Origin of the sequence: Acinetobacter sp. 8I-beige (genome assembly GCF_902505955.1) — a bacterium.
GTDB lineage: Bacteria > Pseudomonadota > Gammaproteobacteria > Pseudomonadales > Moraxellaceae > Acinetobacter > Acinetobacter johnsonii.
Map to the genome: position 1 here is coordinate 1420251 of NZ_LR732790.1, position 15495 is coordinate 1435745.

A 15495-nucleotide genomic window follows, 5' to 3' on the forward strand; every position below is an offset into this window, starting at 1 on the left:
TGTTTAGACCATGCTTCAGATGAGCCAAATATTCACTTTCAAACAAACATCCTAGCTCTTTTTAAAAATTCACTTTGAATGCGAGCGAGGCGAAATCTCGGTCATCGATGGTACTGAAGTCATTTGAACCAAAGAAACTGGTATAGGCCATTTCTGCGGTATATCTTTGTCGGTATGTTGCAGACACAGCTGCGGCAACACTCATTTGACCTTCCTGAAATTTTTGACTAAAGCCATCGACATCATGACGGAACAACACACTCGGGGTAATCACAGTTGCAGGCAGCAAATCTTTATAAACTAAAGCACCGCGCAAACGGTATCCATATGACCATTCTGTAAAAAAGCCTTCAGTATTACAAAAGCGTTCATTTAAACGGTCAATTTCATCATTCGACAGATGTGCCGTTCCATAAGGCGTACATTGGTTGGCTTTGGTTTCTGGATCATAAGCACCCGATGACAGTTCACTACGACCAAAAGCACCGACACGACCAAAACGGTTATTCCCAATCTCACCGATATGATTCACCGCCAATTCGGCAGCCCAAGTAAAGGTATTGGCTCCAAGGACATTTGCTAGGCTATTACCGGCTCCGAGTGAAAACTGGGTCACGGGTGCACGGGCATAACCTTGCAAATATTGCCCAAACTCTGCCGATGTTCCTGCATCTGTTAGTGGGGTATTTTTGTCTAAGACTTGTGCATAGACAATATCCGTGCCATTAAACTGCAAAGGCTGGTTGGGTTTATGGGTTAACTCACTAAACACAGAGGTCGTACCGACTTTGCCTGCCAAGCTAAGTCCATACATTTTGATGTCTTCAGGATAGATCGAGAAAAACTGCGCGGTACTAAAGTTTGCAGGTCCTGCCGCAGTGACAGCGGTCCCGTCAAAATTCGCGGTTCGATTGTGATAATTTGCAAAATATAGCCCAAGCTCAGCATTGTTCAACTTGGGCAACGTTTGCTTTAAAGAAAAACCATACTGTCCGCTGTCTTTGGCATAACGACTTTCACTACGCGGGATATAAGATTTGGCATCTAAAGCCGTGTCGGTAAGTTTATCGCCCGGCATCACGGTAATAACGATCGGCCCACAGTTTTCTGGCACAAAGTCTGAAATGGCAAAGAATGTCCCACAACCATCGACCACAGACGGTCTAAACTTAAACTGATAGAAACCTTCAAATTTCAAATGTTCATTGATTCCCGCTTCAAAGGAAAACATTTCTGTTGGTATCACACGCTCTCGTGCATCACCACCTGGACGGTTCATCGCAGCATAATCAAAAGCACTGACACTATTGAGTCCATTTTGGAAGAACTGTGATTTACCCCACTGCAAGGTATGTTTGCCCAGTTTAATATTGGCACTTTGCCCATTATCTAAAGCAAAGTTTTTCCAAACATAGGCATCCCACAGGTCGATGCCCTTAAATTTCGCCAGTCGGGGCCACGCCGAATCATCAAAAGCTTTTAAATCACCTTCACCTGTTTCATAAGCATGGTCATACCAATACTTCGCACTGACTACTGCACCCTGCTGTTTTCCTTTTAAGTTCAGCTCGGTAAAACCTTTCACCACTTGTGAAATCACATCGCCTTCATTAAAGTTCACGCGACCATCATCACCATTGATATCAATACTATGGCCTTCTTTTCCAATATGGTTTGCGTCAGGTTTATAGACCAGTGAACTAGATGCCTCTTGGGTACTCCAGTTTGTCCCAAAGCTCAGTGCGGTTTTGGTTTCAAGCTTCCATTCCTCATTGAGATCAAAACTCGCTGCTGAAACTTCTGAGATGACTAAAGCAAGGCTTAAACAAAGAACCGTTTTTTTCATCAATGAAATATGATGATTTTGTCTATTTAAAGACACAAATTGACCGACCATATCATCTCCATATCGATATGATTTATTTTTAAATACTGTGTTTTATTTCCATACAAATGCTGAAAATTACTGGCGATTACACCGCCACCTTCCACAAAGAACCTTTCTTTAAACTCAACATTTTCTCTCCACATCTCTATTTATTCTGTAAAGCCATCCTTTGGCTCTGGATTTAAATTAACTGTTTTAAAATGTTCAAATTTGTCTTTTGGTCATGCAAATTTGTCTTTAGGTCATTTGCATGGATTGATTTTTCGAGATTGAAATGCAAAGGTGAAATCTGTGCCTTGACTAAGAAACTTGCTCTATTCGTAAAGCATCCAACTGCAAGATCAACTGTTCCACCTGCGGCCAATCGCCAAAACCTGCTGCTAGGTTCAAATGCCCTACAGCACCTGCATTGACCAGTTGACTACCCCATATCTCTGCCATTGCTTCAACGGCTTGATACTGCGCTAAATGGTCATTGGTACTCGCCACCACAATGCTTGGAAATGGCAGTTTTTGTGTCGGTAATGGGCTCCATCCTTCGTTTTTAAGAATCTCAGGACTTGGATAATGCTCAGACCAGCTTTCCGCCAAATCAGGTGGTGTAACCAGCAACGCCCCTTGAATATCATGCTGATGCAACGCAGCCCAATGTACAGTCATCAACACACCTGCGCTATGCGCCACCAAAATAACCGGCCCTTCAATTTTTTTCAGCTCGGCTTCAATGCGAGCAACGCGGTTTGCACAATTCAATTTGTCCGTTTCTGCTGGCGGGACGGCGCGAACTTTTACGAGTTTCGCCTCAAGCAATGTTTGCCAATGTGCAGCAACATGATCACGCAAACCCGGAATAATGAGGACTGTTGCCTGTGTAAATATTTTTTCCATGGATACACCTATTTAAGCCTAATGCTTTTTAAGCAATGCGGCGCATTGTTATATCCAACATAGAGGGATGGTCGCCATTTCGATATACATAGGGCGACATTTGCTTTTCATTTGATGACAAATCATCAAATCTATAACATATTAGAATACACCCCATGAATATTTTAAATATCTGATTTTAATAATATAAGTGAAACTTTTAGTTTAATTTATGCAACACATTTCACGTTTTTCTTCAAATTTTGCCGATTGCTTAAAAAAATAACTGCCTCAATAATACGCTTGCGTTTCAGAAAGGATCCGCTGAAACCATAAAAAAAATAGCAAATGAAAAGGAAATTAAAATGAGTCAAATCTGTAAAATAGTCGTGCCTTTTGCATGCCTATTGTCAGTAAATTTTGCTTATGCGGATTCTACAAACTTTAAACGTTGGGCTGTTAGTGCAGGTTGGATGCATGTCATGCCTCAGGGGAAGGCAAACTCCACCCATGTCACAACGGCGGTTGAAGAAGGCGGTAGTTATGGTGTCGGCTCTTTATATGGGGCCGATCTTGGTAAATATGCAACCAACAGCAAAGAATTGACTGGTTTGGGGAAAATCATGTTTGATGCCTTTGTCCGAAATAGTCAGAAAGACCCAAACTATAAAGTGCCTGATAGTTTTATGAATGGTGCTAGATCCAATATCACGGGCATTTCGGACTATACCGCTGATGGTGGTATGGAAATTGATGATACCGATACCTTGGGTCTGACTTTAAGTTATTTTGTCAATGACAATGTCTCTTTAGAGCTAGTGGGAGGAATTCCTCCTAAAGTCGATGTCAAAGGCGTAGGTGAAATTCGTGCAACGGCTTTATCTACGTCGAATTCGTCTCACCTACCTGCACATACACCACCTACCTATTTTGATGGTTTAGAACTGCTCAAAGACACTTTAATTACAGACCTTGGTGCGCATGGCACGGTGGCTGAAGTGACCGCATGGACACCAGCAGTCACAGCAAAATACCACTTTGGTACTTCGGGTAAAAATAAGTTCCGCCCTTTTGTAGGTGCGGGCGTGGTGTATGGACATTTCAATAAATTAAAGCTCAATGGCGGTGTCGAAGAAGATCTGATCCAAGCGGGCTATATGATTGACAATATTTTGAATGGCCGCGCAGGTGAAGCACTACATGGCGGCAAAGGCAGCTCTACAGCAACCCCTGAGGTGAAAGTCAAAACCAGTGATGCCTTTGCACCTGTACTGACCGCAGGCTTTACCTATGACTTTACCGACCGTTGGTTTAGTACAGGTTCACTCAGCTATATGCCTAACTTTAATAACGTCGCAACTGTGACTGTCACCGACACCTCTACAGGTCGACAATTAATTAAGTCCACCACCAAGATTGATCTCGACCCATTAGTGACTTATGTCGGGGTTGGCTATCGTTTCTAAAAGTTAGAAAATACTGAACACCTCAAATGAAGCATCAAACTCAGATTTTTAGCAACTCAGGTTGGTCACTTTGCCCACCCAAATCAATCTCTGAAAATACTCTCGTTTGAGGCTCAAGCTATCGCATTTCATTTAAAGGCTAATTCTTATTCGATATAGGAATTAGTCATTTTTAAATTTGAACAGTTTCTTGATAAAATAAAGTCTATTTTAATCAAAAATCCGCACAACTTAAGTACAGAAACTGATACTTTTATAGTACTGGATATTGCTTAAAAATAAGTTCAGTCAGGACGACTGAAGTAAAAATAGGGAGCTTAAAGTGATTCCACTTGCCCATACGGCTGTACTCAAAAATTATTTGAATGTTAGCCAACAATTCAACTTCAATCCTTATTATTTGCTTTCTAATGCAGGACTTAATCCTGCGCAGCTCAATGACCCGAAACAACGTATCCCTGTCGACAAAGCCATTGCGCTGTTAGAACAATCTGCTGAAATGAGCGGCTGCGAAGTATTTGGACTGCTTATGGCGGAACAGCGTCAGATTGCCGACTTTGGTGAATTGAGTCTATTATTAAGTTATCAGCACACTTTACGAGATGCGCTACAAACCATTGTTATGTATAGAAACTTCATTAACAATGCGCTTGAGATGTATATTGAAGAAGCTGGAAATACCGTGATTATTCATTTGGAAGTTGTGGGCGCATCGACCGCATACAGCCGCCAAGCCATTGAATTGGCTTTGGGTGTCACCCATCGTTTTTGTGCCATGTTGCTTTCGCAAAAGTGGCGTCCTTTGGGTGTACATTTCACTCATAGCGCACCTCAAAACTTGGCTATTCACCAGCGAGTTTTTGGTTGCGCTTTAGAGTTTGGTAGCGAATTTAATGGTATTGTTTGTACAGTAGCAGAGCTAGATAAAGCCAACCCACAAGCCAACACCGCCATGGCAGATCATGCGAAGCGCTATCTTGATATTGATTTGCTGCAAAATGAAAATGAATCCTCTATCATTTTCGATATTCGAAAAAGTATTTATCTCCTTTTACCTATGGGACGTGCCACGATTGATCAAGTGGCAAATTTACATGGGATCAATGTCAGAACCTTACAGCGCAGATTAGAAGCCTCTCAAACCAGTTTTAGTATTTTAACCAACGATGTACGTCGGGCTTTAGTCTTCCGCTATCTGCAAAATATGAACTACTCTTTGGGACAAGTCTCAGACATTTTGGGCTATTCTATGCCAAGTTCTTTCACCCGTTGGTTTATTGGTCAATTTGGCGTTTCACCCCTAGCTTGGAGAAATGATCATAAAGGTTCTGCTCATTAATAAGCACATGAAATAGATCTACTTGAAATTAAAGCTGATTCATCCTATGTGAATGAATCAGCTTTAATCATTTAAACGCCAATGTAATACAGCATTTTGCCAGTCTGTGCGCTTCAATCATTGACTGGCAAATAACGTACTGAGTAGCTCAATGTTGTAAAGTCATTAGAACATCCAATGCATCAACAAAAGTACCAAGACCACAAGGAAAATACTCTCTCCCACCATCAATAAGATCGGTTTGATACCTACTGTCGCGAGTTCTTTAAACTGTGTTTTCATACCCAATGCACTGATTGAAATAATCAAACACCAGCGCGACAACTCATTCATACCACCTTGAACCACCACAGGCACCCAGCCTGTACTGTTTACACAGGCCAAAATTAAAAATCCAACAGCAAACCATGGTAATAATGGCGGACGCGGCCCTGTAGACTCTACGCCCTGCATGCGTGTAATCATGGCTGCGCAAATAATCACAGGCAATAACATCGCTACACGCATCAGTTTTACCACCGTTGCGGTATCGCCAGTTTCAGTCGACATGCTATAGCCCGCGCCGACCACCTGAGCAACATCATGAATAGTTGCACCCAAGAATACTCCGGCTTCAGTCGGTGACAAGGCCAACCATTCTGCAATCATCGGATACACAATCATGGCTATGGTGGACAGCGCTGAAACGCCAATCACCGTAAATAATGTCGCCTTTTCTTTTTGTGGGTGGTTCGGTAAAGCAACCGATAAAGCCAGCGCAGCCGAAGCACCACAAATGGCCGTTGCACCGCCTGTCAGCATACCAAATAGTTTTTGAAAGCCTATTAACTTTGCAACGATAATTGAAACTGAAATCGTGACAATAATTAAGGTGATCACGAGTGCAATAGGCTGCCAACCCAATGCGGTGATTTGCGCTAAAGTAATCCGCATTCCAAGCAGTGCAATACCAATGCGCATCACCGTTCGTGCAGTGAACTCAATACCTGCTTTACAACGGCCTTCAACCGACAAAAAACTCAGCCCCATACCCAGTAATAAGGCAAACAGCATGACAGGAGCACCATAGTGTTCCGATAAAAAACTTGCCGCTGCCGCTGCCACCAAGCTGATGCTAAAACCAGGTGCCAAAGTTTGAACTTTCTGACGAATATTATCTGCATAGCTGAGGCTAAATTGGCTTGAACTATTCATGTTGTTCTCCGCTATCTAGCACGATCAACACCTGTTCTCCAACCTTCTGTACAGGATAAGACGCAACACGGAGTTTCGTGGAATTGAGGAGGTAGCCACTGGCCAAGTCAAAACGCAGCCCGTGCGCACAACATTGGATGACTTTTCCCTCTAACTTGCCGCCACATAAGGACGCGCCCTGATGTGGGCAACTGTCATCAATGGCATAGAGCTGATGTGCAACGTTAAACAAAGCCAATGTCTTATCACCAACTTGCAAGAAGCAACGTTCACCTAAAGCAGGAACTTTGGCTTGAGGGACTTCAAAATGTGTAGTCATGCTATTTCTCTCCGTTCGACCAGAACATCGAGCATGGCTTGATAAAGTTCATCCGCAGGACGGGCACCGACCATGGCAAAGCTACGATCAAAAACAAAATACGGCACGCCTTTCCCTCCCGTATCACCATTAAAAAATGGCATATGCGGTTTCTGTAAGAGCTCCTCAATCAGCTCCTCAGAAAAACCACAATACGTGGCAATTTTACGCAACACCTCAGTGTCACTAATATTTTCTGAATGATGAAAATAGGCAGAATACAGCCCTTCGAGGAGTCGATCACTCTGGGCTGCATCACATATTTTGTTTGCGTTTGCATAAAAACTATGTGCTTTGGCTGTATTTGGCATACGTGGAATACGGTCAAAGTCGAGATCAATCGAAACCGCTTTGGCCGCCTCACGAACTTGTGCTTGACGCATCCGGACAGCGGTCATACTGCCCAGTCTTTGTAAGTAAAATGCATTGAAAGGAATGCCATCCATAGGAATATGTGGCAAAAGCTGCACCCCCTTCCACTGAAGTTTCACAATGACGTCGGGATGGCTATATCGTAATTTTTCTATTGCGACCTGTAACTGACGTTTCCCGATCATGCACCACGGGCAAATAAAATCAAAAAAAACTTCAATATTGATTTCACGAGTCATCACTTATCATCCGTATCTAATGCTGGGTTGTGTTGAATATTCAGCGGTATTGCCTGCGCATTAAAACGGGCAACATCGCGTACATAATGTTGTTTTGCGTAGAAAAATACCGCCGCAGCTGCAATGCTCATCAGCGGCATGAGTTGAAACGCACTATGTAGTCCGATCAGGTCTGAAACTTTGCCGACCACTAAAGGCCCCAAAGCTAGACCTAGGAAATTGTTGGCTAAGGTTAATGTTGCAAAAGCTGTGCTATGAACAGAGTTATGTGTGAGGTTTGCGACCATGGCGCTTGATGGGCCATTGGTACCTAGTGCAATAAACATCCCAAGGCAGATCATCAGTAACTGTGCATTACCCGCAGGTATAGCAAATGCAATGGATAACAACACACAGCCAATCAAGCAAAATGCAATGGCTAACGTTACTTTGCGAACGGGACGATCTCGACCTAAGCGGTCACACAACATGCCGCAAAGAATGGTGCCAACCGCACTACTGAGCACGATAAGTGCTGCAATTAACCCAGCTTTGTCGGTGCTCATGCCGTAGTAACGGTTGAGATAACTCGGGAACCAAACGATCACCGTGCCACCCACAAACAACTGCAAACCACTGCCAATATAAGTTGCAATGACTGAGCGGCTAGAATAAATAGAACGTAATGGGTTGGTCGATTTATCGTGTTTTTGTTCTGCGCGAAGTTGACGACAAGTCTTGCCAATTTTTGTTTCTTTCACAATGACTGGATATAAAAAGGCCAGAATCAGCCCAAATACAGCCATGCCTGCAAATGCCCAGCGCCAACCGAAATGCTCAGCCATCACACCACCAAGCGCCATGCCTAAAAATGAACCGAACACGCCACCCGCCATAAAAGCACTGGCTAAAGTGGCACGCATATCGCGTGGGAAAACCGCAACCACGACTGCTATACCGACACTGCCATACGCTGCTTCACCCACGCCGACCATAAAACGAGCTATGAACATTTGTTCATAGTTTTCCGCAATAGCGCAGCCTAAAGTGGCTAAACTCCATAGCACGGCCATAAGTGTTAAGCTTTTCACCTTACCAAATCGGTCTGCCAAAATGGATAAAGGCAACGTCAATAAGCCCACCATTAACGCCACAATGCCACTGAGTAAACCGAGCTGGCTATCGCTCAGTGTCCACTCACTTTTGATCAAAGGAAAGACCGCATTGAGCACTTGGCGTGACATATAGTCAGAGATGAGCAAGCCAAAAGTTAAAGCAAAAACCAACCACGCATACTTACGTGGTACTTCAATCGATGTATCTAAACCATCTGTAGAACTGGCATATTGATGCGCGCCCATACGACCTCCTTGTGTTTCTTATACGTTCTAATTCTCATTCTTCATAAAAATTGCACTTGATCCGCAGCACAATCATCTTTTTAACTAAGTCCGAGTCAACATTCCATTTGACTCGGCTTATGTTCATTTACTTGTTTTAATCGTGACTTATTAACCGGCTTTACGATTCATTTCATATGAGTTTTGCTCAGATGCAACTTCATGAATACGTTGTGGAACACCTTTTTGACCCGCTTTACGGTTCGGCGCCATACCATTGGCCAGCAAGGTTTCTTCAATACTGTTGTACTGCACACCAATACGGTAAATCTCACGCGCTTCTTTGCCAGTCGCCACTTCACGACCAAGCTCATGGGCAATACGAACCGTTTGTTCAATTTGCTGCACTGAACCAAAACGCTCACCGCGGTGATCAATAATCGTATCTTCATTCCCCACGCGTGCATGCAAACCCATGGCCATAGACATGGTGTTGAACGGCAAAACGTTTTTCAGTAATGATTCTGAAGTTAAGGTGCAGCCGTCTGGAACACGGTGAATAAAGTTAAAGAAGTTAAATGGATTTGGACCATCAAAACCACCACCTATGCCAATCCACGTCAGGTTCAATGGTCCCATGTATAAGCCTTTACGCACCATACGTTCTAAGGTTTCTAAGCCGTGCATACCGGTTAGCTGAAAATGTGGCTGAATACCATTTTGAGTGAGACGCTTTAAGTGTTCAGTCAACCATGCAGGTCCTGCGGGTACTGTCATTTCTGCATACGCTTCTTGAATAGCAGGATGCTCAAGTGACGTGCCTTTTAAGTACTCTGGGTACAGCAGCTCCATAATATTCATTTGCGTGGTGTTCACTGCAACCGTCACCTGATCTGGTTTTGGAGTCAGTTCTGCCAACATATGACGGGTATCATCACTGAGCCAAAGCGCAGCTTCACCTTCGCTTTCAGGTGCAAATGAAATTGAACCACCGACCTGAATAATCATATCAGGTACAGCTTCACGCACGCCTGCGATTAGCTCATTGAACTTAGACAAACGCTTTGAGCCTTTGCCATCCAGTTCACGTACATGCAAGTGCAGTACAGTTGCACCCGCTTCATAGCACTCCACTGCTTTTTGAATTTGCTCGTCCATCGTGACAGGGATGTCTTCTGGAAAATCTTCTGGCATCCACTCTGGACCATAAGGAGCAACCGTAATAACCACTTTATCCATATTTTCTGGGTGCAAAGAATCGTCAAAGAATTGCATGTGCATCTTCCTTTATATTGTTCAAATTGTGAATTTAATTAAATATTTTAATGTTCAAACTTAGTACGTCTGGTCGCCAATAATGCCCGCGCGTTCCATTTTTCGGTGGCATGCAGGATAGTCCATCACAGCATAATGCTGTGTGCTACGGTTATCCCAAATGGCAATACTGTTTGGCTTCCAGCGCCAACGAACTTGGTACTCTGGAATGGAGGCTTGTGAAATGAGATAGCGTAGTAAATCAGCTGCCCCTGGATTAGCATCTTGCCCAAAACGGACGCGCTCTTTGGTGTGGTAGTTGGTAAAATGAGTAGTAAATGCATTCACATACAGGATTTTTTCGCCTGTTTCTGGGTGAGTACGTACTACTGGATGTTCAGCATCGGGGAACTGTGCTTTCAATGCTAGACGTTTTTCAATTGGCATTGCTGCACCAAAACTGGCTTCGATACTATGACGTGCACGCAAACCATCAATTTTAGCTTTGATCTCTTCAGGTAAGTTTTCATAAGCCAAAATCATATTGGTCCACATGGTGTCTCCACCGACCTGTGGCGCTTCGACACAACGTAATACGCAACCCATTGGCGGAATTTCACGCCAGCTGGCATCGCTATGCCACGCATTTTCATAACGATCGATCGGACTATCTGGGCTTTTATAAATTTGCACCAAACCCGGATGATCTGGATGACTCCCTACCGCAGGATGGTCTTCCAACTGCCCAAAACGCTCTGCAAATGCCACATGTTCAGCACGAGTTAAATCTTGATCTCGAAAAAACAACACTCGATGCTTAAGAAGGTTCGAGCGAATTTCACTAAATAAATCTTGATCGTGAATCGCATCTGCCAAATTTATGCCGCTGAGCTCTGCGCCAATATTGCAGCTTAATTGTTCAATTTGCATAAGAAATCCTTTCTAATAACAAACTTAAATAACGAAAATAGATGAACCCGTTGTTTTACGTGCCTCTAAATCACGGTGTGCTTGTACGGCATCTTTAAGTTCATAACGTTGATTAATTTCAATTTTGATTCGACCACTTGCGACATGGTCAAATAGCTCATTGGCCAAAGCTTGCTTTTCAGCAGGGTCGGCAATGTAATCCGCCAGTGCAGGACGTGTAATATATAGCGAGCCTTTCATGGCAAGCAGCACTGGATTAAAGTCTGGAATCGGTCCAGAAGCTGTACCCACGCACACCATTAAACCGCGACGCTTTAACGAATCTAATGACGACATAAAAGTGTCTTTGCCCACACTATCAAAGACCACATTGACACCGATGCCATGGGTTAATTCGCGCACACGCTCAGCTACATTTTCATGGCTATAGTTAATGACATGGTCACAACCATAAGCTTTTGCAATCGCCGCTTTTTCGTCAGATGACGTTGTACCAATCACGATTAAACCCAGCAACTTCGCCCACTGTGAAACGATTAAGCCCACACCACCTGCCGCGGCATGTAATAAGATCGAGTCACCTTTTTTAAAATCATAAATACGACGCATGAGATAGGCAGACGTCAAACCACGCATGGTCATGGCAGCCGCAGTTTCACATGAGATACCTTCAGGAAGTTTGATCAGAACATTTGCGTCAATTAATCGTGATGTGCTGTAAGCACCCAAGGTATTTAAAAAGCCGGTATAAGTGACACGGTCACCCACTTGAAAGTCGGTAACCCCCTCACCTACAGCCTCAATCACACCTGAAGCCTCTACACCCATGCCATTTGGCAGTGGAATTTGGTAGGTACCGTCACGGAAATAAGTGTCAGCATAATTTAGCCCTACTGCCACATGACGTAGAAGAACTTGCCCTGCGGCTGGCTTTCCTACTTCTATATCTTCGTAGCGCATTACTTCAGGAACACCCGACCCATAGAATCGTATTGCTTTATTCGACGTCATTTTTCTATCCATGCTATATTTTTATTCAGTGATTAATCACACATCAAAACTACAACACTCAATAGAGCAACACTTTACATAAGGCGACATTCACTTAGCATTTTACGACATCGTAATGCAGTTAGACTATCCAAACCACTTAAAATTTTTTATATATAAATTGTTTAAAATCAATCATTTTTATTACAACTATCATTTATTTAAATACTTATATGGTTACATTTGAAATGAATGCTTCGTAGCACAAATTTATCAACCCATGCTGTACTTTAAAGTATCCAGCAACACACCAAGTTTGAGCAACAGTAAGTCATCACTAAACGTCCCATCTCTTTTTATTTTCAAACCATCTTAAATCTAGATACTAAAAATAGAGATATGAATTAGATGATTTAGCAGGTATGACTCTTTCGACAAGGCACGAGGTGCAGATTCTCCCACGTGCTGGACTAATGTGGATTAAACAAAAGCTCATGGTATAGGAAGACCGAATGTCTTAAACAATGAAACATCGAGCTGAAACTTACTGGTATTGAAACAGTTCCATTTTTAGTACCATTTCAACATGGTGCTTAAAAGAATGCTGATCTAAGCCCTTTAAGCCGAGTTGATAGATCCCTTCTAAACCGCAAACAAAAGCAATCAAACGCCAAGCAATGTCTTGACTAGAACTTACTGTAGAAACTTTAAATTCTTGCTGAGTAATCCCCTGCTCAATGGTAGCCACTAAAGAGTTATGCCATTGTTCCATTGTTACCTTATAAGCTTTTTTAATTTCCTGATCCTGTTCAATTAAAATCTCAGCCTCATTCCATAAACGTAAATAAGGTTGTGTTTGTTCAATATTTTCAATGCCGAGCAATAAAAATATGCGTTCAAGACTACTATTGGTTGTGATTTGATCTTCCACTTGATCGAGCTGATTCATCAACTCAATAAATACTTCAGCTTTTAAGTGCGAGCTTGATTCAAAATGATGATGCACTTGCCCTGTCGAAACTTGGGCTTCAGCGGCAATCCTACGCACAGTTAAACCATTAAGCCCTTCTAGTAGTGCTACGCGTTTTGCTGCATCTAAAATCATCGTACGACGCTGTTCACGGTTTAAATAGTTCATTGCATTAGTATTCAACAGAGTTTACAAAACAGATATTAAACAAAGTTGGACACTTGTTCAAGTATGGATATAATAAGCAAACTTGAACAAGCGTCCAACTTTAATTAGGTGTTTTATGTCCCGCAAATGGGTGATTTTGGCAATCATCGTACTCATTTATTTACCTGTTTCGATTGATGCAACAGTACTCCACGTTGCGATCCCGACATTGAGTTCAACACTCTCTTTGTCAGCCAATGAAATGTTATGGGTCATCGATATTTATTCGCTGATTATGGCTGGGCTAATTCTGCCAATGGGCGCGTTGGGAGATCGCATTGGCTTTAAGCGCCTGATGTTAATTGGCGCAAGTATTTTTGGTGTGGCTTCATTGATGGCCGCATTTGCAAATTCAGCTTATATGTTGATTGCAGCCAGAGCCTTTTTAGGTGTCGGGGCAGCCATGATTTTACCGGCAACTTTGGCTGGTGTTCGAAACACCTTCTTAGATGAAAAACAGCGAAATTATGCTTTAGGGATTTGGGGAACCGTTGGTGGCGGTGGCGCTGCTTTTGGTCCTCTTTTAGGTGGTTTTATATTGGAACACTTTTCATGGGGTGCAGTATTCCTCATTAATGTACCCATTATTATTCTTGTACTCATTTTGACCTTATGGCTGGTTCCTAAACAAACAGTGCAAACCAAACAGCGTTTGAACCTGTTACAAGCACTAATCTTAGTGATCGCGATTTTAATGCTGATCTATTCGATTAAAACCTCAATCTACGCTTTTAGTTTTTGGATGGTGTTGTTTTTTGCTGTTGGATTATGCTTATTGGTGGGCTTCGTTCGGCATCAACTTCGTGCAGATCAACCCATGATTGACTTTAGTCTGTTTAAGAATCCTGTCATTTCAACCAGTATCGTGATGGCAATGGTTGCCATGATTGCCTTGGTAGGTTTTGAATTATTGCTTTCTCAAGAATTACAGTTTGTATATGGCTATACACCGCTTGAAGCGGGACTTTTTATTTTACCGTTTATGATAGCTATCAGTATTGGTGGTCCTTTCACCAGTGTTCTGATGAATCATTACGGCTTACGTCCTGTAGCAACAGTAGGCATGTTAATGTGTGCTGTATGTTTCTTTGGTTTAGCCATGACCGATTTTGGTGCACATTATATTCAAGCTTGGGTATGGATGGTGTTGATGGGTATCAGTGTTGAAATTGCATTATTGTCTTCTACAGCAGCCATTATGTCTGCCGTTTCCCCTGAAAAAGCAACCGCAGCTGGAGCAATTGAGGGTATGGCTTATGAGCTCGGGGCTGGTTTGGGAGTTGCTATTTTTGGATTGTTACTTTCATTATTCTATGCACACTCCATTGTTTTACCAGATACACTACCTGCAAATATGCTTACTGAAGCAAGCTCTTCAATTGGTGAAGCGATCTCACTGCTTCGACATTTGGACCCAGTGTTGATGCAAGAGCTTAAACAAGCAGCTTCAGACGCTTTTATTCATTCACATAGTAAAGTGCTCACTATTTCAGGTGTGATGTTTTTAATTCTTTCTGTCTTTGTTTGGCGAGCTTTACCAGATAAAGTGAAATCTGCTAATTTATAAATTATTAATAATATTCAACCATTTACACTTAAAAATAACGGGACTTTATGCAATCACAGTGATTTAAAACCAGTTATGACTGGAAATAGCGTTTAACTGATATTCGAAATTTGGTGGGAGCTTAGCTCCCCTCTTTAGTGTCTTTTTGTTTTACAGACCCAAGTAGCTCTTTACCCTCATATACCTGAATGTCACTAATATATTTCACTGTATTATTTAAAATATCTTCAGTGTTACAGCTTTCAACATAATCACATGAACAATACTTTCGTATTCTAATGTCCACAAAAACATATTCCCTATTAAAATATAGAACTTTCGGAAATACTGTATATTGGGATGACTGCTTTATTTTTTCTTCAAATACTTTGAAATTACCAACATTATTGACATTACTTATGACGTCATTAACTTTATTTAAGTGAGAACTCACTACAATAATAATAGTAGTAGAAAAAACCAACGTGAGTTTTACTACCTCTTCTTCTATTTCATCCATTTTATCAAGTAAATAATCTTCTACACTATAGTAATC

Annotated in this window: 14 protein-coding genes; 3 read left to right on the forward strand and 11 right to left on the reverse strand. The window is 42.3% G+C overall.

Features of this window, described 5'->3' with window-relative positions; genetic code table 11:
* Nucleotides 1-61 precede the first annotated feature (61 nt).
* Complete coding sequence (locus GVX98_RS06760; RefSeq protein ID WP_159127607.1) at nucleotides 62-1897, reverse strand: DUF1302 domain-containing protein; 1836 nt, start codon at nucleotides 1895-1897, stop codon at nucleotides 62-64.
* Between the two features lie 291 nt (nucleotides 1898-2188).
* The gene (locus GVX98_RS06765) at nucleotides 2189-2776 is read right to left on the reverse strand and encodes an alpha/beta hydrolase (RefSeq protein WP_159127608.1); all 588 of its coding nucleotides are present in this window, start codon (nucleotides 2774-2776) and stop codon (nucleotides 2189-2191) included.
* Nucleotides 2777-3120: 344 nt separating this feature from the next.
* On the opposite strand from GVX98_RS06765, the gene GVX98_RS06770 reads away from it, so the two are divergent.
* Nucleotides 3121-4221 carry an OmpW family protein gene (locus GVX98_RS06770; protein WP_159127609.1) on the forward strand — a complete coding sequence of 367 codons (1101 nt, stop codon included), beginning with the start codon at nucleotides 3121-3123 and terminating at the stop codon, nucleotides 4219-4221.
* A 322-nt stretch (nucleotides 4222-4543) separates the two neighbouring features.
* Nucleotides 4544-5560, forward strand: a complete 1017-nt coding sequence (locus tag GVX98_RS06775) for an AraC family transcriptional regulator (protein WP_159127610.1) — start codon at nucleotides 4544-4546, stop codon at nucleotides 5558-5560.
* A 165-nt stretch (nucleotides 5561-5725) separates the two neighbouring features.
* Here the strand turns inward: GVX98_RS06775 and GVX98_RS06780 are convergent, their stop codons facing one another.
* The 8 genes from GVX98_RS06780 to GVX98_RS06815 all read right to left on the reverse strand — a co-directional run bounded on the left by GVX98_RS06780 (nucleotide 5726) and on the right by GVX98_RS06815 (nucleotide 13354).
* Nucleotides 5726-6754 (reverse strand): YeiH family protein, encoded by a 1029-nt coding sequence (locus tag GVX98_RS06780; protein ID WP_159127611.1) that lies wholly within the window; start codon nucleotides 6752-6754, stop codon nucleotides 5726-5728.
* Nucleotides 6747-7073 (reverse strand): Rieske (2Fe-2S) protein, encoded by a 327-nt coding sequence (locus GVX98_RS06785; protein WP_159127612.1) that lies wholly within the window; start codon nucleotides 7071-7073, stop codon nucleotides 6747-6749. Before GVX98_RS06785 ends, GVX98_RS06780 begins: the two co-directional genes overlap by 8 nt.
* A complete protein-coding gene (locus tag GVX98_RS06790) occupies nucleotides 7070-7723 on the reverse strand; it encodes a DsbA family oxidoreductase (protein WP_159127965.1) in 654 nt (217 codons plus the stop codon). The genes GVX98_RS06785 and GVX98_RS06790 overlap by 4 nt, the downstream gene beginning before the upstream one ends.
* On the reverse strand, nucleotides 7723-9063 hold the full coding sequence (locus tag GVX98_RS06795) for an MFS transporter (protein WP_159127613.1): 1341 nt from the start codon (nucleotides 9061-9063) through the stop codon (nucleotides 7723-7725). The genes GVX98_RS06790 and GVX98_RS06795 overlap by 1 nt, the downstream gene beginning before the upstream one ends.
* 150 nt (nucleotides 9064-9213) lie before the next feature.
* On the reverse strand, nucleotides 9214-10317 hold the full coding sequence (locus tag GVX98_RS06800) for a 3-keto-5-aminohexanoate cleavage protein (RefSeq protein ID WP_159127614.1): 1104 nt from the start codon (nucleotides 10315-10317) through the stop codon (nucleotides 9214-9216).
* A 60-nt stretch (nucleotides 10318-10377) separates the two neighbouring features.
* Complete coding sequence (locus GVX98_RS06805) at nucleotides 10378-11226, reverse strand: TauD/TfdA family dioxygenase (protein WP_087014966.1); 849 nt, start codon at nucleotides 11224-11226, stop codon at nucleotides 10378-10380.
* A gap of 24 nt (nucleotides 11227-11250) precedes the next feature.
* Nucleotides 11251-12237 (reverse strand): quinone oxidoreductase, encoded by a 987-nt coding sequence (locus GVX98_RS06810; protein ID WP_159127615.1) that lies wholly within the window; start codon nucleotides 12235-12237, stop codon nucleotides 11251-11253.
* Nucleotides 12238-12760: 523 nt separating this feature from the next.
* Complete coding sequence (locus GVX98_RS06815) at nucleotides 12761-13354, reverse strand: TetR family transcriptional regulator (RefSeq protein ID WP_159127616.1); 594 nt, start codon at nucleotides 13352-13354, stop codon at nucleotides 12761-12763.
* Nucleotides 13355-13469: 115 nt separating this feature from the next.
* Between GVX98_RS06815 and GVX98_RS06820 the strand changes: the two genes are divergently transcribed.
* Entirely contained in the window at nucleotides 13470-14960 is a 1491-nt protein-coding gene (locus tag GVX98_RS06820; protein ID WP_159127617.1) for a SmvA family efflux MFS transporter, read from the forward strand.
* A gap of 121 nt (nucleotides 14961-15081) precedes the next feature.
* On the opposite strand, the gene GVX98_RS06825 is transcribed toward GVX98_RS06820, so the two are convergent.
* The coding region (locus tag GVX98_RS06825; protein WP_159127618.1) for a hypothetical protein at nucleotides 15082-15495 on the reverse strand (414 nt) is incomplete at its 5' end.

Bases quoted from the DNA above. Each gene is read 5' to 3' on its own strand.
- GVX98_RS06760 (WP_159127607.1), bottom strand. From the start codon at position 1,897: ATGGTCGGTCAATTTGTGTCTTTAAATAGACAAAATCATCATATTTCA.
- GVX98_RS06765 (WP_159127608.1), bottom strand. From the start codon at position 2,776: ATGGAAAAAATATTTACACAGGCAACAGTCCTCATTATTCCGGGTTTG.
- GVX98_RS06770 (WP_159127609.1), top strand. From the start codon at position 3,121: ATGAGTCAAATCTGTAAAATAGTCGTGCCTTTTGCATGCCTATTGTCA.
- GVX98_RS06780 (WP_159127611.1), bottom strand. From the start codon at position 6,754: ATGAATAGTTCAAGCCAATTTAGCCTCAGCTATGCAGATAATATTCGT.
- GVX98_RS06785 (WP_159127612.1), bottom strand. From the start codon at position 7,073: ATGACTACACATTTTGAAGTCCCTCAAGCCAAAGTTCCTGCTTTAGGT.
- GVX98_RS06790 (WP_159127965.1), bottom strand. From the start codon at position 7,723: ATGACTCGTGAAATCAATATTGAAGTTTTTTTTGATTTTATTTGCCCG.
- GVX98_RS06795 (WP_159127613.1), bottom strand. From the start codon at position 9,063: ATGGGCGCGCATCAATATGCCAGTTCTACAGATGGTTTAGATACATCG.
- GVX98_RS06800 (WP_159127614.1), bottom strand. From the start codon at position 10,317: ATGCAATTCTTTGACGATTCTTTGCACCCAGAAAATATGGATAAAGTG.
- GVX98_RS06805 (WP_087014966.1), bottom strand. From the start codon at position 11,226: ATGCAAATTGAACAATTAAGCTGCAATATTGGCGCAGAGCTCAGCGGC.
- GVX98_RS06810 (WP_159127615.1), bottom strand. From the start codon at position 12,237: ATGACGTCGAATAAAGCAATACGATTCTATGGGTCGGGTGTTCCTGAA.
- GVX98_RS06815 (WP_159127616.1), bottom strand. From the start codon at position 13,354: ATGAACTATTTAAACCGTGAACAGCGTCGTACGATGATTTTAGATGCA.
- GVX98_RS06820 (WP_159127617.1), top strand. From the start codon at position 13,470: ATGTCCCGCAAATGGGTGATTTTGGCAATCATCGTACTCATTTATTTA.